Below are 20717 nucleotides of genomic sequence, written 5' to 3' on the forward strand. Positions count from 1 at the left end.
GCGGAGGCGGCGGAGGCGGCGGACGCCCCGCCCCGCAGTACCAGCCCGCCCCGGCCGCACCGGCGGCCCCGGTCGCGTACGAGCCCCGGCCCCAGCACACGCCCCCGCAGCAGCAGCCCTCGGCCCCGCAGCAGGGGCAGCACGCGCCGTCCGCCCCGCAGCCGCCGCCCTCCTCCGCGCCGCCACAGGGCCGGGAGGCCGCGCCCGCCCCCGAGGCCTCCCACAGTTCGTACGGGGCGGAGCCGCCGCGATCCGTGGCCCCCGAGGACGACACCCCGGAGGCCGACGATCCGGATCTCGTCGACTCCGCCCTCTCCGGCCACGAACTGATCGTCCGCGAGCTGGGCGCCACGGTGGTCGAGGAGTTCCCGAACGAGCAGTGAGCCGGTGGTCGGGGAGTTCCCCGACGAGGGGAGCTCCCCGACGGGACGAGCGGTGAGCCGCGGTCGGCCCGCGAGGCGGTGGGCGGCCCGTGAGCCCGTGGTCGGGCCACGTGAGGCGGTGGGCGGCTCGTGAGCCCGTGGTCGGCCACCCGAGCCCGTGGTCAGCAACCTGAGCTGGTGGTCGGCCAAGCGAGCCCGTGGTCGGGGCCGCGGGTGGGCCCGACCGCCGCCGAGCCGTGAGGCCGTGGTGCCCGTCCGCGGACCGGCGGCCGAGTACGGCGGGCTCGTCCACGGATCGGCGGCCGAGCGGGGGCGGGTCCGTCCACGGACCGGCGGCCGTCGGGGCTCCCCGCGCCCGGCGGCTAGGCTGCACCCCGTGAAGGTCCTCGTCATCGGCGGCGGCGCCCGCGAACACGCCCTGTGCCGCTCTCTGTCCCTCGACCCCGATGTCACCGCTCTGTACTGCGCCCCCGGCAACGCCGGCATCGCAGAGGTGGCCGAACTGCACCCGGTCGACGCGCTCGACGGTGACGCCGTCGCGCGCCTCGCGACCGAGCTGGGCGCCGGGCTGGTGGTCGTCGGCCCGGAGGCGCCGCTCGTCGCCGGGGTCGCCGACGCCGTGCGCGCGGCCGGCATCCCCTGCTTCGGCCCGTCCGGAGAGGCCGCGCAGCTGGAAGGATCCAAGGCGTTCGCCAAGGACGTCATGGCCGGCGCCGGGGTCCCCACCGCCCGCAGCTACGTCTGCACCACCCCCGCGGAGATCGACGAGGCCCTCGACGCCTTCGGCGCCCCGTACGTCGTCAAGGACGACGGCCTCGCGGCCGGCAAGGGCGTAGTGGTCACCGACGACCTCGCCGCCGCCCGCGACCACGCCCTGTCCTGCGACCGCGTGGTCATCGAGGAGTTTCTCGACGGCCCCGAGGTCAGCCTCTTCGCCATCACCGACGGCACCACCGTGCTGCCGCTCCAGCCCGCCCAGGACTTCAAGCGCGCCCTGGACGGCGACGAGGGCCCGAACACCGGCGGCATGGGCGCCTACTCCCCGCTCCCGTGGGCCGACCCCAAGCTGGTCGACGAGGTCCTCCAGACCGTCCTCCAGCCGACCGTCGACGAGCTGCGCCGCCGGGGCACGCCCTTCTCCGGGCTGCTCTACGCGGGCCTCGCGATCACCTCGCGCGGCGTGCGGGTCATCGAGTTCAACGCCCGCTTCGGCGACCCGGAGACCCAGGTCGTCCTGGCCCGGCTGAAGACGCCGCTGGCCGGTGTCCTGCTCGCCTCCGCCAACGGCACCCTCGACGTCCTCCCGCCGCTGAACTGGCGCGACGACGCGGCCGTCACCGTGGTCATCGCCTCGCACAACTACCCGGACACCCCGCGTACCGGCGACCCGATCGACGGGCTCGCGGACGTCGCGGCGCAGGATGCCCCCGACGCGTACGTCCTGCACGCCGGGACCCGAGCCGAGGGCGACGCGGTGCTCAGCGCGGGCGGCCGGGTGCTCTCGGTGACCGCGACCGGCAAGGACCTCACGGCGGCCCGCGAGCGCGCCTACACCGCGCTCGGCCGCATCCGCCTGGACGGCTCCCAGCACCGTACGGACATCGCCCTCAAGGCCTCCCAGGGCTGACACCCGCCAGGGCCGGCACCCGTCACCAGCCCCGTAGACAGCCCGCAGGCCACGGCGGCCAGAAAGGCCCCGCAGCCCCGCAGCCAGCCCCGCAGCCCCGGGCCAAGCAGCCCCTCCGCCCGCCCCCCCGTACGCCACCGGCGTACGCGGAAGGCGCGAGGGGCTGCCCCCTGTCCGCGCCCACCCCGGCCCGGCCGCTTGCCCATGGACGCGAACACGTCAGCAGCTTTACCCAAAGCCATTCCATCGGGTGACGACTGGGCCATCCGGATGACGGTCGGCGGAGCCCCAACTAGGGTGCGGCGCAAGCGTTCCGGCACTTGGCCCACCGGCATTGCGATGTCGGTGACGGGTGCCACAGTGGGGGAGTGAGCAACACCGTCGAGGGGCAGAGGGGGTGACGTCCGGCCGTGTCCGGTATCGATGTGGGTGAGGAGCTGGGTGCGCGGGCCGCACAGGCCCGAGCGCTCTCCCTGCTGCGGATCCGCAGCAGGGCACTGGCCGTGGCGATCCTGCCCGCGGCCGTCGCCGTCGTGCTCTTCGCGGCGGGCGCGCAGGGCCACCTGGCCGGTCCGGCCTGGGACGCCGTGCGCTGGACGGTCCTCGGCGTCGCGGTCGTCGTGCTGCTGGTGACCGTCCTGGTCGCCGTCTCCGTGGCCCGCGCACGGCCCGCCATGAGCCCGACCGTCCCCGTGCCGGAGGAAGGGGCCCCCGACCTCTACCGCCTGGTCCGGGACCTGGCCGACCGGCTCGACGTGCCCGCGCCCTCGGCGATAGCGCTGACCCCGGACTGCGACAGCTGGCTGGAGGACCGGACCCACCGCGCGCTCCGGAGGGGCCGGGGGGCCTCGGCGGAGGGCGGGGACGGGGACACCGCTCCCGTTCTGGTCATCGGCTCGCCGTTCCTGTGGTGGATGCGGGTCGCCGAGCTCCGCGCGGTCCTCGCCCCCGTGGTGGCGGGCACCGGCCCGTCCGCGCACCCCGACATAGCCGCCGCCCGCCGTTTCGTGCGCGGTCTCGACGCGGCGATCGCCGATGCCGCCGCCCCGGGCCGGGGTGTGGTGCGCGGGGCGCCGCTCGCCTTCGCCGGCTGGGTCGCCCGGCTGCTGCTGCGGGCCTGCCGGGACCACGCCGCCGAGATGGAGCGCTGTGTGGCCGCGGCCGCGTCCATGCGGGCCCAGACGGTCGACTACGGGCTGCGCATCGCCGCCCAGGAACAGGTCGGCCTCGCCTACGCCGGCTGGGACCGGCTGCTGACCCGGGTGGCGCTGCCCGCCTGGCGGATGGGCCGCTGGCCCTCCCGGCTGGACGCCGGGGTGGTCTCCGCGCTCACCGAGCTCTCCCGCCGGGACCGGCTGGCCGACGGCTTCGCCCTGCGTCTCGGCGAGCGGCCCGCGTGCGACCTGCTGGAGGAGCCCGGGGTGGCCGACGAGGCGGCGTCCCTGCTCGCCGCCCGGCTCTTCCACGGCGGCCCCGCCGAGAGCGGTCCGGACTGGGCGCCGGTGGACTGGCAGCAGTATCCCGACGAGGTCGTCGACCGGAAGTGGCGTACGGAAGCGGCCCGGCTGCACCGGGTCCTGGACACCCTGGGCGTCCCCCGGGCCTCCGCCGGCGACCCGGCCGTGCCGACTCTGGCCCGGGTCATGGAGCACCTGTCCGGCCCCGGCGGACCGGGCGGCCCGGGCGAGGAGCTCGCGGCGGGCATCGGCGCCGCGGTCGCCCGCGAGGAGGCCGGGACTCCGGGGCACGGCGGCCCGGGACACGGCGCTTCCGCGCCGGGTGGTCCGGGACACGGCGGCTCTGGGCACGGCAGCCCGGAGTCCGGCGCGGCCGAGGACCCCCTCGACCTCTGGGGGCCGGGACCGCTGCCCCTCTTCCCGCTCCAGCCGCCGCGTACGGGCACCGAGCTGCTCGCCGACCACGTCGCGGCCATGGTCTGCTGCGCGGCCGTGGACACGGCGGGCGCGGCCCCCGGCCTGGACTGGCTGGACGGCCCCGCGCTGCTGGTCGGCGGCGAGCGCCGGGCGGACCTCGCGACCCCGGTCCTCAGCCTCGTCGAGGACGGCGATCCGGACCCGCTGCTGTCCTGGCTCGCCGAGGTGGGCGTGCGCTCCGACAAGCCGGTCCGGCTGGTGTGAGCGCGCACCGCCACGTGCCGCGGCCCACAGCACACCCGGACCGGCCCGTCCGCGGTCCGCAGCGCGGAGCCCGGAGTCGCGGAGCCCGGAGTTCGGAAGGAGCGGAGTCCGGAGCCCGGAGCCCGGAGTTCGGAGTTCGGAAGGAATGGTTCCGTTCCCGTCAATTCACGACGAAGGGTGACGGGGTGCATGCGTTATGTGATGTGCTGGGGATCGGCGCTGACATTCGGCGCACCAGAGTTGTCCGGGGGATCCACGGAGTCGTCCGGCTCCGGGGGATCCGAGGGAGGGGCGCGGCATGGGGGCGGAGCAGATTCGCCGGTGGGAGTCGGGTGCCCTCGCGCACGCGGTGAGCGATCCCTTCGGACAGGGCCCGCTGCCCTGGCTGCGCGGCAGTGAGAACTACTTCGACGACACCGGCCAGGTCGTCCCCTGGTATGCCGACCTCGCCCGCTCCACCGGCGGCGGCACCCGTACCGCCGACGATGTGCACCGCCAGATCAAGGGCTTCGTCTCGCCCGGCGCCGCGGCCCCCGGCGAGGCCATCGACTTCCACATCACCGTGGACCCGCCCCAGCAGTTCTCCGTCGACGTCTACCGGATCGGTCATTACGGCGGCGACGGCGCGGCCAAGATCACCACGAGTCCGCGGCTCTCCGGCATCGTCCAGCCCCCGCCGCTCGCCGCCGACCGGACCGTCTCCTGCCACCACTGGTGGATGTCCTGGCGGCTCCAGATCCCGAGCTACTGGTCGGTCGGCGCGTATGTGGCCGTCCTGACCACCGCCGACGGCTACCGCTCGCACATCCCCTTCACGGTCCGCCACGACCACCCCGCCGACCTGCTGCTCCTGCTGCCCGACATCACCTGGCAGGCGTACAACCTCTACCCGGAGGACGGCCGCACCGGCGCCAGCCTCTACCACGCGTGGGACGAGCGGGGGCGGCTGCTCGGCGAGGAGGACGCCGCCGTCACGATCTCCTTCGACCGCCCGTACGCCGGGGCCGGCCTGCCGCTGCACGTGGGACACGCGTACGACTTCATCCGCTGGGCCGAGCGGTACGGCTACGACCTCGCCTACGCCGACGCCCGCGACCTGCACGCGGGCCGCGTCGACCCCAGCCGCTACCGGGGCCTGGTCTTCCCCGGCCACGACGAGTACTGGTCGCTGCCGATGCGCCGGGCCGCCGAGCGCGCCCGGGACTCCGGCACCTCGCTCGTCTTCCTCTCCGCCAACACCATGTACTGGCAGGTGGGCCTCGCCCCGTCCGCCTCCGGCGAGGCGGACCGGCTGCTGACCTGCCGCAAACGCCGGGGGCCCGGGAAGTCCGCCCTGTGGCGCGAGGTGGACCGGCCCGAGCAGCAGCTCCTGGGCATCCAGTACGCGGGCCGGGTGCCCGAGCCCCGCCCGCTGGTCGTGCGCAACGCCGAGCACTGGCTCTGGGACGCCACGGGCGCGGTCGAGGGCGACGAGATCGAAGGCCTGGTCGCCGGTGAGGCCGACCGCTACTTCCCGCGCACCAGCCTGCCCGAGCACGACAACAGGATCCTGCTCGCCCACTCCCCGTACGAGGACTCCGAGGGCGCCACCCGCCACCAGGAGACCTCGCTCTACCAGGCCCCCTCCGGCGCGCTCGTCTTCGCCTCCGGCACCTTCGCCTGGTCCCCGGCCCTGGACCGGCCCGGCCACACGGACCCCCGGATCCAGCGGGCCACGGCCAACCTCCTCGACCGGATCTGCAAGCGCGACTGACGTCCGAGGGACGACGGACAGACACAGGCACGGCCGCGGGCCCCCGCGCGCGCTCCGCCCTCCCCGTACGGGACAATCGGAACCGCTCCTGGATCAATCTACGCGGAGGCACCGTGTCCGGTTTTGTAGAAAAGCCCGAGCCCGTCGAGGTTCCGGGCCTCACCCACCTGCACACCGGCAAGGTGCGTGATCTGTACCGGAACGAGGCGGGCGACCTCGTCATGGTCGCCAGCGACCGTATCTCCGCGTACGACTGGGTCCTGCCGACCGAGATCCCCGACAAGGGCCGCGTCCTCACCCGGCTCTCGCTCTGGTGGTTCGACCAGCTCGCCGACCTGGTGCCCAACCACGTCATCTCGACCGAGCTGCCCCCGGGCGCCCCGGCCGACTGGGCGGGCCGCACCCTCATCTGCAAGTCGCTGCGCATGGTCGAGGTCGAGTGCGTGGCCCGCGGCTATCTGACCGGCTCCGGGCTCGTCGAGTACGAGGCCACCCGTACGGTCTGCGGCATCGGCCTCCCCGAGGGCCTGGTCAACGGATCCGAGCTGCCCGGCCCGATCTTCACCCCGGCCACCAAGGCGGCCGTCGGCGACCACGACGAGAACGTCAGTTACGAGGACGTCGCCCGCTCCGTCGGCGTGGAGACGGCCGCCGAACTGCGGCGCACGACGCTCGACGTCTACCGCCGGGCCCGGGACATCGCGCACGAGCGCGGGATCATCCTGGCCGACACCAAGTTCGAGTTCGGCTTCGAGACCACCGAGGACGGGACCGAGCGGCTGATCATCGCCGACGAGGTGCTGACCCCGGACTCCTCGCGTTTCTGGCCCGCCGCCACCTGGCAGCCCGGCCGCGCACAGCCCAGCTATGACAAGCAGTTCGTGCGCGACTGGCTGACCTCGTCGGCCTCCGGCTGGGACCGCGCGAGCGAGCAGCCGCCCCCGGCGCTGCCGCAGGAGATCGTGACGGCGACCCGCGCCAAGTACATCGAGGCGTACGAGGTGCTGACCGGCACCAACTGGTCCTGACCACAAGCGGATACGCAAGAAGCCCCGGTCCGAGAGGACCGGGGCTTCTTCATTCGGAGCGGACGACCAGGTTCGAACTGGCGACCTCAACCTTGGCAAGGTTGCGCTCTACCAACTGAGCTACGTCCGCAGTGCGCCGAAGCGCGAGGCCTACTATACCCAACCCCGCTCGCGGGCGAGACGCACTGCCGTATGCCGGTTCTCCGCACCGATCTTGGTGGCGGCCGACGACAGATAGTTGCGTACGGTCCCCTGGGACAGCGAGGCCCGCTCCGCGATCTCCGCGACCGGCGCCCCGTCCGCCGCCAGTTCGAGCACCTCGGCCTCCCTGGCGGTCAGCGGGGAGTCGCCGGCGGAGATGGCGTCGGCCGCCAACTCCGGATCCACGTAACGGTTTCCGGCGTGGACGGTACGGATGATCTCGGCGAGCCGCCGGGCGCTGACCGTCTTCGGGACGAACCCCCGTACGCCGGCGGCCAGCGCCCGCTTGAGGTGCCCGGGGCGGCCGTGGCTGGTCACGATCATGGTGCGGCAGTGGGGCAGTTCCGTCCGCAGTGATGTGGCGACCTTCACACCGTCCGCGCCCGGCATCTGGAGATCCAGGACGGCGACGTCGGGCCGGTGCGCCAGCGCCATCGCCAGTGCCTCGGGCCCGCTCGCCGCCTCCGCGACCACGACGAGGTCCTCCTCCAGGGCGAGCAGTGCGGCCAGCGCGCCCCGGATCAGGTGTTCGTCGTCGGCCAGCAGGACCCGCAGGGGCTGCTCGGTGGTCATCGTTCCTCCGGAGGAGCGGAAGCGGTGTCGGGAGAGGGGGAGGAAGGCGCGGAGGGTGAGGAGGGCGCGGAGGGGGAGGCGGGGCCAGAAGGGTGGAGGGCGGAAGGGGAGAGGGAGGAGGCGGCGGAAGGCGCCGGGCGGGGGGCCGTCAGCGGCACCGTCGCCGTCACCCGGAAGAGATCGTCCCCGGCGGCTCCGGCCGTGAGCGTCCCGCCCAGCGCCCCGAGCCGTTCGCGCAGTCCGGCCAGGCCCGAACCGCCGCCGTCGTCCGGGCCGCCGAGCGGATCGATGGCGCCGGCCCCGTCGTTCTCGACCTCCAGGACCACCGCGTCCCGGATCCGCGCGAGCCGGATCCAGCAGTGGCGCGGGTCGCCGTGGCGCAGGACGTTCGTCGCGGTCTCGCGCACCACCCAGCCGAGCGCGGCCTGGACGGCGGCCGGCGCCCCGATGCCCGCCGGGCCGTCGGCCCCTTCGACCGTGACGGTGATCCCGGCGGCCTGCAACACACCTCGCGCGCCCATGAGTTCGGTCGGCAGATCGGCCTCCCGGTAGCCGCGTACGACATCGCGGACCTCCTGCTGGGACGCCCGGGCGATCCGCTGCACCTCGACCATCTGGTCCACCGCCGCGGGGTTCCCGCGCTGGGCCAGCTCCACGGCCAGCTCGCTCTTCAGGGCGATCACCGACAGGTTCCGGCCCAGCACGTCGTGCATGTCCCGGCCGAACCGCAGCCGCTCCTCCGCCACCGCGAGGCGCGCCTGCATGTCCCGCGCCTCCTCCGCCTGCCACATCACGGACAGGCTCCAGAAGCTCGGCCGGGTCGAGACGAGGATCAGCAGGATGACGACGGTCAGCGCGACGGACGACCCGAGCAGCTGCCTGCCCGGCACGCCCACGGCCGCCAGGAGCGCCATGACGGCCGCCGCGAAGGCGGCGGCCCGGAGCAGGAAGGTCCGGACGGGGACGAGCAGGACGTACGGCATGGCGAACGCCACCGGCAGGTCCAGCACCAGCAGCGCCAGCCCCTCCTCCTCGACGCCGCCCACCGACGCGAGGGCCAGCAGTAGGCCGGTCATCACCACCAGCAGCGCGGTCGGCAGCCGCAGCCGCCGCACGGGGAACGGCTCCGCCCCCCGGTAGTGCTCGAAGGCGGGCGACAGATTGCGGTTGCTCAGCACGGACTGGACGATGTTGACGGCGAGGAACGCCACCCCGAGGGCCACCGCCACCGGTCCCTCGTCCAGGGTCGCGCCGAGCGGCAGCAGGCCCCAGGACACGGCGAAGAACCAGACCAGCGAGTAGAGCGTCGCCCGCGTGTAGAGGTCGATGCGCTGGAGCTTGCTGCGCTCGTGCCAGCCGCGCCGCCAGCCCCGTACCCGACCGATCACGCCCCTCAGCTCCTTCATGTCAGCCGCGCGGGTCCCAGCGGAACCACCGTCGCACAGCAAACACTCCGAAAGCGGTCCAGGCCAGCGCCGTCACACCGGCGACGAGCAGGTCGCCGCTCTCGACGCCGCCGAGCCAGCCGTGCCGGATCAGGGTCATCACGCCCGTCATCGGCAACAGCTCCAGTACGGAGGCCAGCTTGTCGGGGAACACCGCCAGCGGGACGAACAGCCCGGAGCCGAACAGCGAGACGAAGAACAGCGGCAGCGTGGTGAGCTGCGAGGTCTGCACCGTCCGGGTGATCACGGCGGTCGCCGCCGCCAGGGCGGACATCAGGACGAAGCCCAGCACCAGTCCGGCCAGCAGGAGGTCCGGGCGGTGCGGGGCGCTCAGGTCGAAGGCGATCGCACCGGCCACCACCAGCAGCACGCACTGGGCCAGGGCCAGCGCGACGGACGGCAGCGCGGTGCCGATGAGGATCTCGCGGTCGGAGATCTCGCCGGTGCGCAGCCGCTTCAGGACGAGTTCCTCGCGCCGGGCGACGTACGCGGAGACGAGGTTCATGTAGACGACCTGGACGAGCACCATGCCGATGCCGCCGGTCAGGGTGGCGCCCGCGACGGTGAGGCCGGTGCCGCCGAGGTCGATCTGTTCGAGCGAGGACCGCATCGCGAAGATCATCGCGAGCGGCAGCAGCAGGGCCACGACGATCGCGGTCCGGTTGCGCAGCAGGAGGATCAGCTCGGCGCGGCCGAGGGCGGTCAGCCGCCGGGTCACGGCCGCCGCGCCCGTGGGGGAGCCGGCGGGCGTCCGGTCGCGGACGGGGGTCGTGGTCGTCATGCCGTCACCTTCTTCGTGCCGCCGGAGCGGGTGGAGCGGTCCGAGACCTGGCGCGGGTCCTGGTCGCGGGGCGCGTGCTGGGTCTTCGCGATGTCGAGGAACGCCTCCTCCAGGGAGGCGGAGCGGGCGTCGAGGCCGTGCAGCCGTACGCCGGACTCCCGGGCCCACTCCAGGAGTTCGTGCAGCGACTCCTGGAGTGCGGGGGTGCGGATCTCGACCCGGGAGCCCTCGGCCGCGGCCCGCAGCGAGAGCGGGAGGCGTGCCGCGGGCACGGCCTCGGGCAGGACGAACCGGATCCTGGCCGGCTGCTGCGCGGTCACTTCGGCGATGGTCCCGGTCGTCACGATCCTCCCCTGATGCATGATCGCCAGACGGTCGGCGAGCGCCTCGGCCTCCTCCAGGTAGTGCGTGGTCAGCAGCACGGTGGTGCCGTTGTCCCGCAGCGCCCGGACGAGCTCCCAGGTCTCCTGCCGGCCCTCGGCGTCGAGCCCGGTCGTCGGCTCGTCGAGGAAGAGCACCTCGGGCCGGGACGTCAGGGCGAGCGCCAGGTCGAGGCGGCGCTTCTCGCCGCCGGACAGCTGCTTGACGCGCACGTTCGCCCGTACGGTCAGGCCGACCATCTCCAGGGCCTCGGCGGCGGGGCGGGCGCCGGTGGTGCAGGCCGACCACATGCGCACGGTCTCCATGACCGTGAGGTCGGAGGGGAAGCCGCCCTCCTGGAGCATCACTCCGGTACGGGGGCGGACGGCGGCGCGTTCGCGGTACGGGTCGTGGCCGAGGACCCGGACCGTGCCGTCGGTCGGCGGCGCCAGGCCTTCGAGGAGTTCCACGGTCGAGGTCTTGCCCGCGCCGTTCGTCCCGAGCAGGGCGAACAGTTCGCCGCGGGCCACGGAGAAGGAGATCCCGGACACGGCCTCGAAGCCGCCGGCGTAACGGCGTCGGACCCCGTTCGCCTCGATCACGGGACCGTTCACGCGGTCGCTGAGAATGTCGTCGCTGGTCATGCTTCAAGGTTTCCGCCGGAACCGGCCCGCGAGCAGTGCGCGCTGTCACCACTGCTCATGACAAACGTCATGAGGGCGTCCGGAGAGGACCGGGAGCACGACAAAGGCCCTGACCGAGAAGGTCAGGGCCTTTGATGCTGAGCGGACGACCAGGTTCGAACTGGCGACCTCAACCTTGGCAAGGTTGCGCTCTACCAACTGAGCTACGTCCGCAGTGCAGCCACTCGGCTTTCACCGGTGGAGCGAGCACCACTCTACCTGATCCAACGAAGTGGTCCGAAGAGTCGTGCAGAGCGGGTGACAGGAATTGCACACTGCGCCTTCCCCCTGGAAGGGGGATGTTCTACTACTGAACTACACCCGCACGCTGCGTGGGATTCGGCTTTGCGGCCTCGCCCCTCGGCGTGCTCCAGACTCTAGCCGACCTGCGGGGGTGTCGCGCAAGTCGGCTCCCCGCGGAGCTCGCGGAGCGGCCCCGCCGGTCCGGTCGGCAGGGCGTCCGACGGGCCGTCCGGGGCCGCCTGACGGAGCGTCCGGCGGGTCGGCCGGGGTCCGTCGTGCCGTCCGGCGTCCGGCGGACCGCCCGGCCCGGCGGACGGCCCGCCGCCCGGCGCCGCCCCGGCTCAGCTTGCCGCGTCGAACGCCTCGTAGACCTTCTTCGGGATGCGGCCCCGGGCCGGCACCTCCATCCGGTGCGAGCGGGCCCAGGCGCGGACGGCCGCCGGGTCCGGGGCGAGGGAGGTGTGGTGGTAGGCCGTGGGCGTCCTGCCGTGCTTGCCGGCATTTGTCTGCTTGCGGCCGGCGGCCACGTAAGGCGCCAGCGTCTTCCGCAGTTTCTTCGCGTTGGCGGGATTGAGATCGATCTCGTACGTCTTCCCGTCCAGGGCGAAGGTCACCGTTTCCGCCGCTGCTCCCCCGTCGATGTCGTCGGAGAGCGTCACCACTACGCGCTGAGCCACGGATATCGGTCCTTTCCTACGGCACCGGCGCGTGTCGCGTGCGCGGATGCCGGCCTTCCGGCTGTCAGGCGGGCGGATGTGGATCGACGAGATGTCGACTGTTCCGTTGTTCCCGGGGCAATGTTGCTTTCCCCGGTAATCATTTGTACAGCGGTGGGTACCGCATTGTGAAGCCCAGCCAATTACATCCGCGTGTCCGTGTGCAATCCGTGTGCAATCCGGGCGGGTTTTTTCCCAGACCTTTTCCGTGCGGTGTCGTGTCCGATATCTCGGCGTGATCCGCGCCGCGTGCTCACCGTGTCCGTGCCGCCCGATATCTACCCGCGTAGAAATTTTGGCCAGGTACGCTGAGTGGACCCGCGGGGGTCTGGGGAACCCCCCGGAGAGACAGCCGCACCACACCACCACACCGGGAGTGCCAGTGGCACGCGTCGTAGTCGACGTCATGCTCAAGCCCGAGATCCTCGACCCGCAGGGACAGGCGGTGCAGCGTGCACTGCCCCGTCTCGGCTTCGAGGGAATCGCGGACGTTCGTCAGGGAAAGCGTTTCGAGCTGGAGGTCGAGGGACCGGTGGACGACGCCGCCCTCGCCCGTATTAACGAGATGGCCGAGACGTTCCTCGCCAACACCGTCATCGAGGACTTCGTCCTGAAGGTGGAGGAGGAGAAGTGACCACCCGTATCGGCGTCGTCACTTTTCCCGGCACCCTCGACGATCAGGACGCCCTGCGCGCCGTCCGGATCGCGGGTGCCGAGCCCGTATCCCTGTGGCACCGCGACAAGGACCTGCACCAGGTCGACGCGGTCGTCCTGGCCGGTGGTTTCTCCTACGGCGACTACCTCCGCGCCGGAGCCATCTCCCGCTTCTCGCCGGTCATGGAACCCCTCATCGAGCAGGCGAAGGCCGGTATGCCGGTCCTCGGCATCTGCAACGGCTTCCAGATCCTGACCGAGGCGCACCTGCTGCCCGGCGCGATGCTGCGCAACAACCACCTCCACTTCATCTGCCGCGACCAGAAGCTGCGGGTGGAGAACGCGGACACCGCCTGGACCTCGGACTACAGCGCCGGCCAGGAGATCAGCGTCCCGCTCAAGAACATGGACGGCCGGTACACCGCCGACGAGCACACGCTCGACGAGCTGGAGGCCGAGGGCCGCGTCGCCTTCCGCTACCTGGACGGCAACCCCAACGGCTCGCTCCGCGACATCGCGGGCATCACCAACGCCGCGGGCAACATCGTCGGCCTGATGCCGCACCCGGAGCACGCCGTGGAGCCGCTCATCGGCACCGGCCGCACCGACGGCCTCGGTTTCTTCACCTCGATCATCAAGAAGCTGGTCAACGCATGAGCCTGGATACGGTCAAGCACGCGGCCGAGACCCCGGACGCCGCGCAGCCCTGGAAGGAGCTCGGTCTCAAGGAGGACGAGTACGCCCGGATCCGCGAGATCCTGGGCCGCCGTCCCACCGGCGCCGAGCTCGCCATGTACTCGGTGATGTGGTCGGAGCACTGCTCGTACAAGAGCAGCAAGGTCCACCTCAAGCAGTTCGGCGAGAAGGTCCCCCAGAACGACGCGATGCTCGTCGGCATCGGCGAGAACGCCGGCGTCGTCGACGTCGGTCAGGGGTACGCGGTCACCTTCAAGGTCGAGTCGCACAACCACCCCTCGTACATCGAGCCCTACCAGGGCGCGGCCACCGGCATCGGCGGCATCGTCCGCGACATCCTCGCGATGGGCGCCCGCCCGATCGCGGTCGTCGACCCGCTGCGCTTCGGTGCGGCCGACCACCCCGACACCAAGCGCGTCCTGCCGGGCGTCGTCGCGGGCATCGGCGGCTACGGCAACTGCCTCGGTCTGCCCAACATCGGCGGCGAGGTCGTCTTCGACGCCTGCTACCAGGGCAACCCGCTGGTCAACGCCGGCTGCATCGGCGTGATGAAGCACGAGGACATCCACCTCGCGCAGGCCTCGGGCCCCGGCAACAAGGTCATCCTGTACGGCGCCCGCACCGGCGGCGACGGCATCGGCGGCGTCTCCGTGCTGGCGAGCGAGACCTTCGAGTCGACGGGTCCCGCCAAGCGGCCCGCCGTCCAGGTCGGCGACCCGTTCCAGGAGAAGCTCCTCATCGAGTGCACCCTGGAGATCTTCAAGGAGAAGCTCGTCGCGGGCATCCAGGACCTCGGCGGCGCCGGGCTCTCCTGCGCCACCAGCGAGCTGGCCTCGGCCGGTTCCGGCGGTATGCGCGTCGAGCTGGACACCGTGCCGCTGCGCGACTCCTCGCTCTCGCCCGAGGAAATCCTCATGAGCGAGTCGCAGGAGCGCATGTGCGCGATCGTCGAGCCGCAGCACGTGGACCGCTTCCTGGAGATCTGCGAGAAGTGGGACGTCATCGCCACCGTCATCGGTGAGGTGACCGAGGGCTCCCAGCTGGAGATCTTCTGGCACGGCGAGCAGATCGTGGACGTGCCGCCGCGCTCGGTCGCCCACGACGGCCCGGTCTACCACCGTCCGTTCGCCCGGCCGTCCTGGCAGGACGCGCTCCAGGCGGACGACGCGGGCAAGCTCGCCCGCCCGGCGAATGCGGCCGAGCTGCGCGAGCAGGTCCTCAAGCTGGTCGCTTCCCCGAACCAGGCCTCGAAGTCCTGGATCACCGACCAGTACGACCGTTTCGTGCAGGGCAACACCGTCCTGGCGATGCCCGAGGACGCGGGCATGGTCCGCATCGACGCCGAGTCGAACCTGGGCGTGGCGATGGCGACCGACGGCAACGGCCGGTACGCCAAGCTCGACCCGTACACCGGCGCGCAGCTCGCGCTGGCGGAGTCGTACCGCAACGTGGCCGCCTCCGGCGCCAAGCCGCTGGCCATCTCGGACTGCCTGAACTTCGGTTCGCCCGAGGACCCGGACGTCATGTGGCAGTTCGCCGAGGCCACCCGCGGTCTCGCGGACGGCTGCCTGGAGCTGGGCACCCCGGTCACCGGCGGCAATGTCTCGCTGTACAACCAGACCGGTGAGACGGCGATCCACCCGACGCCGGTCGTGGCCGTGCTCGGTGTGATCGACGACGTCAACCGCCGTACGCCGGTCGCCTTCGCGGAAGAGGGCCAGCTCCTCTACCTGCTGGGCGACACGGCCGAGGAGTTCGGCGGCTCGGCCTGGTCCGAGGTCGTCCACGACCACCTCGGCGGCCTGCCGCCCAAGGTGGACCTCGGCCGCGAGAAGCTGCTCGCCGAGATCCTCGTCTCGGCCTCGCGCGACGGCATGATCGACGCCGCGCACGATCTGAGCGACGGCGGTCTGATCCAGGCCGTCACCGAGTCCTGCCTGCGCGGCGGGAAGGGCGCCCGGCTGGTCGTGCCGGACGGCCTGGACGCGTTCACGTTCCTCTTCTCCGAGTCGGCGGGACGCGCGGTCGTCTCGGTCCCGCGCAGCGAGGAGCTCCGCTTCACCGACATGTGCGGGGCGCGCGGTCTGCCCGTCGCCCGTATCGGTGTCGTGGACGGCGAGGAGATCGAGCTCCAGGGCGAGTTCAGCATCCCGCTGAGCGAGCTCCGTACGGCGCACGAGGCGACGATCCCCGCGCTGCTCGCCTGAGCCGCGCGCCGACCGGCGTTGTCGAAGCCCCCGCCCGGGTCCTCCGGGCGGGGGCTTCGGCCTTCCCCCGTCCCCCGATGAACATCCCCGATGAACGTCCCCTGATGAACATCGCTTGTCAGAGATTACGTAATTACGTAAGGTTGGTGTCATGGAGCTGGAGCAGCGGGTCGCCGAGCTGGAGAGGCGGCTCACGGCGCTGGAGCGGCAGGACCCGGAGTCCGCGTCTCCCCGCCTGGGAGACGGCGACTTCTGGGCGCTGGAAGGGCTGAAACAGCAGCTCGCCGACGCCGGGAAGGCCGGGGCCGATGGAGGAGTGCTCTACACGGGCTCGGTCCGGCTGCCCACCGGTGAGCAGTACGGGTGGCAGTACGGCGCGTTCACCGAGGCCCTGTTCGACGGGGACTGGGCGGACGCCGCCGAGTCGTTCGCCGCGCTGGGCCACCCGGTCCGGCTGCGCCTGCTCCGCGAGATCCTCGGCGGCCTGAGGACGGCCGCCGAACTGGCCGCGCTCGACGGGGCCGGCACCACCGGCCAGATCTACCACCATCTGCGCCAGCTGACCGGCGCGGGCTGGCTGCACGCGGCCGGGCGCGGCAGGTACGAGGTGCCGCCCGCCCGGGTCGTGCCGCTGCTGGTGGTGCTGACGGCGGCGCGGCCCTAGGAGCCGCAGACCGAACGCAGACAACAGGGGGAAATGATCATGTCCGTCCGCAAAGTCATGGCGGTGCTCCACCGCGTGTGCTGGCTCCTCTTCGGGGTGCTGGTGCTCACCGGGGTCTTCGCCGAACCGCTGGTGCCCTTCGGCCTGACCTTCGTGCCCGCGGGCGCGGCTGTGGTCATCAGCCTCGTCCTGAGCTTCACCGGTCCCAAGGAGACCCTGAAGAGCCGCCCCGCCGTCGAGGTCGAGCCGCCCGTGACCGGTCGCTGGTCCGCCCTGAACAGCCCGGCGGACAAGGTGCCGAGCCATGGGACGCACGCGTACGGACAGACGTACGCGATCGACATCGTGGCCGAGCCCGAGACCGGTGAGGGCGAGCCCTCCGCCCGCCCGGCGTTCCGTTGGCTCTGGCCGCTCGTCCGCCGCAACCGCGACTTCCCGGCGTTCGGCGCCCCGCTGTCCGCGGTGGCCGACGCCACGGTCGTCCGCGCGAGCGACGGCCAGCGCGACCACCTGAGCCGCAACTCGCTGCCCGCGCTGCTCTATCTGATGCTGATCGAGGGGGACGTGCGCAGCATCGTCGGCGCGCACCGGATCATCGGCAACCACGTCATCCTCGACCTCGGCGACAGCACGTACGCCGTCTACGCCCACCTCCAGCGCGGCTCGCTCCAGGTGAAGGCCGGGGACAGGGTCCGCGCCGGACAGCGGCTCGGGCGCGTGGGCAACTCCGGCAACTCCACCGAACCCCACCTCCACTTCCAGCTGATGGACGGTCCGGACCCGGACTCGGCCCGGGGCATCCCGTTCACCTGGCGGGGCGTCGGAGTGCCCGCGAACGGCGAGACGTTCACGGTCGAGGAGCAGGCCGCCCGGGCCTGACCGGGCGATGTCGGTGGGGCCGGTTAGTCTCGGCCCCATGCCCCCGGCCAAGAAGCGCCCGCGCGCCTACGACCACCTCAGGACCCGGACGGCGGTCCTCGCCCAGTTCGCCCATGTCCGCGACGCCGTCCGCTCGTTGACGCCCGGCCAGCTCGCCCGGCCGACCCGGCTCGGCGCGTGGACGGTGCGCGATCTGGCCGCGCACATCGCGCAGGGGCTCGGCTCGGTCAGCCGGGACCTGGCCCTGCCGGAGCCGCCCGGCCCCAAGCCCGCGACCACCCTCCTGGAGTGGCCGCCGGCCGTCGCGGCCGTCATCAGGGACCCCGAGGCCCCGGCCCCGGCGGCCGCCCACCCCGACCTCCTCGCGCTGTACGGGGAGGTGGAGGCGGGCTTCCTCGCGGACGTCCCGGCCTCCGGGGCGGGGGACCGGCTCCTGCCCACCCGGGTCGGCTCCATGCGGCTGACCGACTACCTGGTCACCCGGACCGTCGAGCTGATCGTCCACACGGACGACCTGAACGAGGCGCTCGGCTCGGAGATCCCGTACGACCGGCAGGCCCTGGCCGCCTGCACCCGGCTGCTGGCGGACACCCTCGCGGACCGGGCGCCCGGTGGGTCGGTCGAGGTGCGCGTCCCGCCGTTCGCGGTGGTCCAGTGCATCGGCGGGCCCAAGCACACCCGGGGCACCCCGCCCAATGTCGTGGAGACCGGACCGCTCACCTGGATCCGGCTCGCCACCGGGCGTACGGAGTGGGCGAAGGCGTTGGAAGAAGCCGAGGTCAGCGCCAGTGGAGAGCGGGCCGACCTGGCCGCGCTGCTCCCGCTGCTGCGCTGAGCCGGACCGCGCGCGGCGAGGGCGGACGATCCGGCCCCGTACACCCCGAAGCGGAGCGGACGGAACCGGATCGGCCCCCCGTCCCGTCGAATCGCCATGCGCACACAACGTACGACCCTCAGCGTCAGTGTCCTGGCCCTCCTCGCCCTCGCCGCCTGCGGTACGGAGTCGGGCCCCGGCTCCGCCAAGGGCTCCGGCGACGGCGGGGACGCCGTGCAGAGCGATGTCCCGGTCACCGGGGTGGCGTGGCGCGTCGACTCCGTGACCGTCGGCGGGAAGAAGACCGAGGCCCCGGAGGGCTCCCGGCTGGAGATCGACCCGAAGGGCCGGGCCAAGGCCCACTTCGGCTGCAACCACATCAGCGTGGACGCCCGGGTGGAGGGCGACCGGATCACCCTGGGCAAGCCCGTCACCACGCAGATGGCCTGCGGGGAGGAGATCGAGAAGTTCGAGAAGGCCGCCATCGACGCCATGGGCGGCGAGCACACCGCGAAGCTCTCCGGCGACAAGCTGACCCTCACCACCGAAAGCGGCGACACGATGGCCCTCAGCGAGGAGAAGCCCGCCGAGCTGGTCGGCACCCGGTGGTCGGTGACCACGCTGCTCAGCGGCGAGACCGCCACGACCGTGCCGGCGGACCTGCCCAAGGAGAAGGCGCCCCATCTGACCTTCTCCGAGGACGGCACCGTGCAGGGCAACTCCGGCTGCAACTCCTTCCGCGGCAAGGCGACGGTCAAGGACGGCACGATCACGTTCGGCCCGGTGGCCGGAACCCGGAGGATGTGCCCGGAGCAGGAGATGGAGGTGGAGCGCGCGGTGCTCGCGGCCCTGAAGGGCTCGACGACGTACACGATCAAGGGCAGCACGCTCACCGTCACCGCGGAGGGCGGCAAGGGGATCGGCGCCACGGCCGCCTCTCCCGGGGCCGAAAACAGCTCCCAGCACGGCTGAACCCGGCTCCCCGGTGTGAGGCTCACCACGAAACGGGCGTTCGGCCGGCGGCCGGGCCGGGCATGGGGCGCGTTCACCGAGCGCCACGGCCGCCCGTCCGCCGCCGACGATCCCTACCGGTCGGTAACCAGCCTCTCGGCCCGGAAGTGAGCCCCGCGTTCCCCTCGCGGAGGTCGATCCATCGATGCGGCCGTCACGCAGTGTCACCGTCCGAAGTCCCGCGAATCGCCCGCCCCGGGCGGCGGAGAGGGCGGTTCCCCGTGCTCCACCGCGCGTTTGCCCATCGGTCCCCAATTCGGACCAGTGGTCGATCTCGCCTACACTCGGTGCCGTGCCCCGTGGTGATGGACGACTCAACCACGACCTGCTCCCCGGAGAGAAAGGCCCCCAGGACGCTTGTGGCGTCTTCGGTGTCTGGGCTCCGGGTGAAGAGGTCGCCAAGCTCACCTATTTCGGACTGTATGCCCTGCAGCACCGCGGACAGGAATCCGCGGGCATCGCAGTGAGCAACGGGTCCCAGATCCTGGTCTTCAAGGACATGGGACTGGTCTCGCAGGTCTTCGACGAAACGTCTCTGGGTTCCCTCCAGGGCCATATCGCGGTCGGTCATGCCCGCTACTCCACCACCGGCGCCTCGGTGTGGGAGAACGCGCAGCCGACGTTCCGTGCCACCGCGCACGGCTCGATCGCCCTCGGCCACAACGGGAACCTGGTCAACACCGCCCAGCTCGCGGAGATGGTCGCCGACCTCCCGCGCAAGGACGGCCGCGCCACCCAGGTCGCCGCGACCAACGACACCGACCTGGTGACCGCGCTGCTCGCCGGGCAGCGCGACGAGAACGACAAGCCGCTCACCATCGAGGAAGCCGCCGCCAAGGTGCTCCCCGACGTCAAGGGCGCGTTCTCGCTCGTCTTCATGGACGAGCACACGCTCTACGCCGCCCGTGACCCGCAGGGCATCCGCCCGCTGGTGCTGGGCCGTCTCGAGCGCGGCTGGGTGGTCGCCTCGGAGTCCGCCGCACTGGACATCTGCGGTGCCAGCTACGTACGCGAGATCGAGCCGGGCGAGCTCGTCGCCATCGACGAGAACGGTCTGCGCACCTCTCGATTCGCAGAAGCGAAGCCCAAGGGCTGTGTCTTCGAGTACGTCTACCTGGCACGCCCGGACACCGACATCGCCGGCCGGAACGTCTACCTCTCCCGGGTGGAGATGGGCCGAAAGCTGGCCGCCGAAGCCCCCGTCGAGGCGGATCTCGTCATAGCGACCCCGGAATCCGGCACTCCCGCCGCGATCGGGTACGCGGAGGCCAGCGGCATTCCGTTCGGCGCCGGACTGGTGAAGAACGCCTACGTCGGCCGGACCTTCATCCAGCCCTCGCAGACCATCCGCCAGCTCGGCATCCGGCTCAAGCTGAATCCGCTGAAGGAAGTCATCAAGGGCAAGCGCCTGGTGGTCGTCGACGACTCGATCGTCCGCGGCAACACCCAGCGCGCGCTCGTCCGGATGCTCCGCGAGGCCGGAGCGGCCGAGATCCACATCCGGATCTCCTCGCCGCCGGTGAAGTGGCCCTGCTTCTTCGGGATCGACTTCGCGACCCGCGCCGAGCTGATCGCCAACGGCATGACCGTCGACGAGATCTGCACCTCCATGGGCGCCGACTCCCTCTCGTACATCTCGATCGACGCGATGATCGAGGCGACGACGATCGACAAGCCGAACCTCTGCCGCGCCTGCTTCGACGGCGAATACCCCATGGACCTCCCGGACCCGGAGCTGCTCGGCAAGCAGCTGCTGGAGACCGAGCTGGCGGCGGGCCCGGCGGCGACCGCCGCGGCCGACGCGCTGCGCCGTCCGTGACCCGGACGCGCCGCCGCATCCCCCACCAGCCCCGTATCTCCA

17 protein-coding genes, 3 tRNA genes and 1 pseudogene are annotated in these 20717 nt (G+C 72.3%); 13 read left to right on the forward strand and 8 right to left on the reverse strand.

Translation table 11 applies throughout. From position 1 onward, the window contains the following. The 5 genes and pseudogenes from G3I54_RS10940 to G3I54_RS10960 form a co-directional block, all read left to right on the forward strand. Positions 1-383: pseudogene (locus G3I54_RS10940) on the forward strand (DNA polymerase III subunit gamma and tau); the annotation flags it as partial. Between the two features lie 376 nt (positions 384-759). Continuing rightward, a complete protein-coding gene (gene purD / locus G3I54_RS10945; protein ID WP_164613540.1) occupies positions 760-2010 on the forward strand; it encodes a phosphoribosylamine--glycine ligase in 1251 nt (416 codons plus the stop codon). Between the two features lie 410 nt (positions 2011-2420). Then, positions 2421-4148: a hypothetical protein gene (locus tag G3I54_RS10950; RefSeq protein WP_164613542.1), complete on the forward strand. Its 1728-nt coding sequence runs from the start codon at positions 2421-2423 to the stop codon at positions 4146-4148. Between the two features lie 298 nt (positions 4149-4446). Beyond that, positions 4447-5901: a N,N-dimethylformamidase beta subunit family domain-containing protein gene (locus G3I54_RS10955; RefSeq protein WP_164613544.1), complete on the forward strand. Its 1455-nt coding sequence runs from the start codon at positions 4447-4449 to the stop codon at positions 5899-5901. Between the two features lie 113 nt (positions 5902-6014). After that, positions 6015-6929 carry a phosphoribosylaminoimidazolesuccinocarboxamide synthase gene (locus G3I54_RS10960; RefSeq protein ID WP_164613545.1) on the forward strand — a complete coding sequence of 305 codons (915 nt, stop codon included), beginning with the start codon at positions 6015-6017 and terminating at the stop codon, positions 6927-6929. A gap of 57 nt (positions 6930-6986) precedes the next feature. Here the strand turns inward: G3I54_RS10960 and G3I54_RS10965 are convergent. From G3I54_RS10965 to G3I54_RS11000, 8 genes are all read right to left on the reverse strand, one after another. Beyond that, positions 6987-7059 (reverse strand) — tRNA-Gly (locus tag G3I54_RS10965). Positions 7060-7082: 23 nt separating this feature from the next. Beyond that, complete coding sequence (locus G3I54_RS10970) at positions 7083-7703, reverse strand: response regulator transcription factor (protein ID WP_164613547.1); 621 nt, start codon at positions 7701-7703, stop codon at positions 7083-7085. Next, on the reverse strand, positions 7700-9109 hold the full coding sequence (locus G3I54_RS10975; protein ID WP_164613549.1) for a histidine kinase: 1410 nt from the start codon (positions 9107-9109) through the stop codon (positions 7700-7702). The genes G3I54_RS10970 and G3I54_RS10975 overlap by 4 nt, the downstream gene beginning before the upstream one ends. A 1-nt stretch (position 9110) precedes the next feature. Beyond that, a complete protein-coding gene (locus G3I54_RS10980; RefSeq protein WP_164613551.1) occupies positions 9111-9929 on the reverse strand; it encodes an ABC transporter permease in 819 nt (272 codons plus the stop codon). Next, positions 9926-10933, reverse strand: a complete 1008-nt coding sequence (locus G3I54_RS10985) for an ABC transporter ATP-binding protein (RefSeq protein ID WP_164613552.1) — start codon at positions 10931-10933, stop codon at positions 9926-9928. Before G3I54_RS10985 ends, G3I54_RS10980 begins: the two co-directional genes overlap by 4 nt. 140 nt (positions 10934-11073) lie before the next feature. Further along, positions 11074-11146: transfer RNA gene (locus G3I54_RS10990), tRNA-Gly, on the reverse strand. 79 nt (positions 11147-11225) lie between these two features. After that, positions 11226-11297, reverse strand: a tRNA-Gly gene (locus G3I54_RS10995). Between the two features lie 259 nt (positions 11298-11556). Further along, complete coding sequence (locus G3I54_RS11000; protein WP_164613554.1) at positions 11557-11892, reverse strand: Lsr2 family protein; 336 nt, start codon at positions 11890-11892, stop codon at positions 11557-11559. A 421-nt stretch (positions 11893-12313) separates the two neighbouring features. On the opposite strand from G3I54_RS11000, the gene purS reads away from it, so the two are divergent. From purS to purF, 8 genes are all read left to right on the forward strand, one after another. Then, the gene (purS, locus tag G3I54_RS11005) at positions 12314-12565 is read left to right on the forward strand and encodes a phosphoribosylformylglycinamidine synthase subunit PurS (protein ID WP_164613556.1); all 252 of its coding nucleotides are present in this window, start codon (positions 12314-12316) and stop codon (positions 12563-12565) included. Then, on the forward strand, positions 12562-13242 hold the full coding sequence (gene purQ / locus G3I54_RS11010) for a phosphoribosylformylglycinamidine synthase subunit PurQ (protein ID WP_164613558.1): 681 nt from the start codon (positions 12562-12564) through the stop codon (positions 13240-13242). The genes purS and purQ overlap by 4 nt, the downstream gene beginning before the upstream one ends. Continuing rightward, entirely contained in the window at positions 13239-15488 is a 2250-nt protein-coding gene (gene purL / locus G3I54_RS11015; RefSeq protein ID WP_164613560.1) for a phosphoribosylformylglycinamidine synthase subunit PurL, read from the forward strand. Before purQ ends, purL begins: the two co-directional genes overlap by 4 nt. A gap of 151 nt (positions 15489-15639) precedes the next feature. Beyond that, positions 15640-16152 carry a helix-turn-helix domain-containing protein gene (locus G3I54_RS11020; protein ID WP_164613562.1) on the forward strand — a complete coding sequence of 171 codons (513 nt, stop codon included), beginning with the start codon at positions 15640-15642 and terminating at the stop codon, positions 16150-16152. Positions 16153-16191: 39 nt separating this feature from the next. Further along, the gene (locus tag G3I54_RS11025; RefSeq protein WP_164613564.1) at positions 16192-17031 is read left to right on the forward strand and encodes a M23 family metallopeptidase; all 840 of its coding nucleotides are present in this window, start codon (positions 16192-16194) and stop codon (positions 17029-17031) included. A 37-nt stretch (positions 17032-17068) separates the two neighbouring features. Next, positions 17069-17866 carry a maleylpyruvate isomerase family mycothiol-dependent enzyme gene (locus tag G3I54_RS11030; protein ID WP_164613566.1) on the forward strand — a complete coding sequence of 266 codons (798 nt, stop codon included), beginning with the start codon at positions 17069-17071 and terminating at the stop codon, positions 17864-17866. A 96-nt stretch (positions 17867-17962) separates the two neighbouring features. After that, positions 17963-18817 carry an META domain-containing protein gene (locus G3I54_RS11035; RefSeq protein WP_164613568.1) on the forward strand — a complete coding sequence of 285 codons (855 nt, stop codon included), beginning with the start codon at positions 17963-17965 and terminating at the stop codon, positions 18815-18817. 331 nt (positions 18818-19148) lie between these two features. Next, complete coding sequence (gene purF, locus G3I54_RS11040) at positions 19149-20675, forward strand: amidophosphoribosyltransferase (protein WP_073799726.1); 1527 nt, start codon at positions 19149-19151, stop codon at positions 20673-20675. The last annotated feature ends 42 nt before the right edge of the window (positions 20676-20717 follow it).

The organism is Streptomyces sp. SID14515 (assembly GCF_010548505.1).
Lineage (GTDB): Bacteria > Actinomycetota > Actinomycetes > Streptomycetales > Streptomycetaceae > Streptomyces > Streptomyces caviscabies.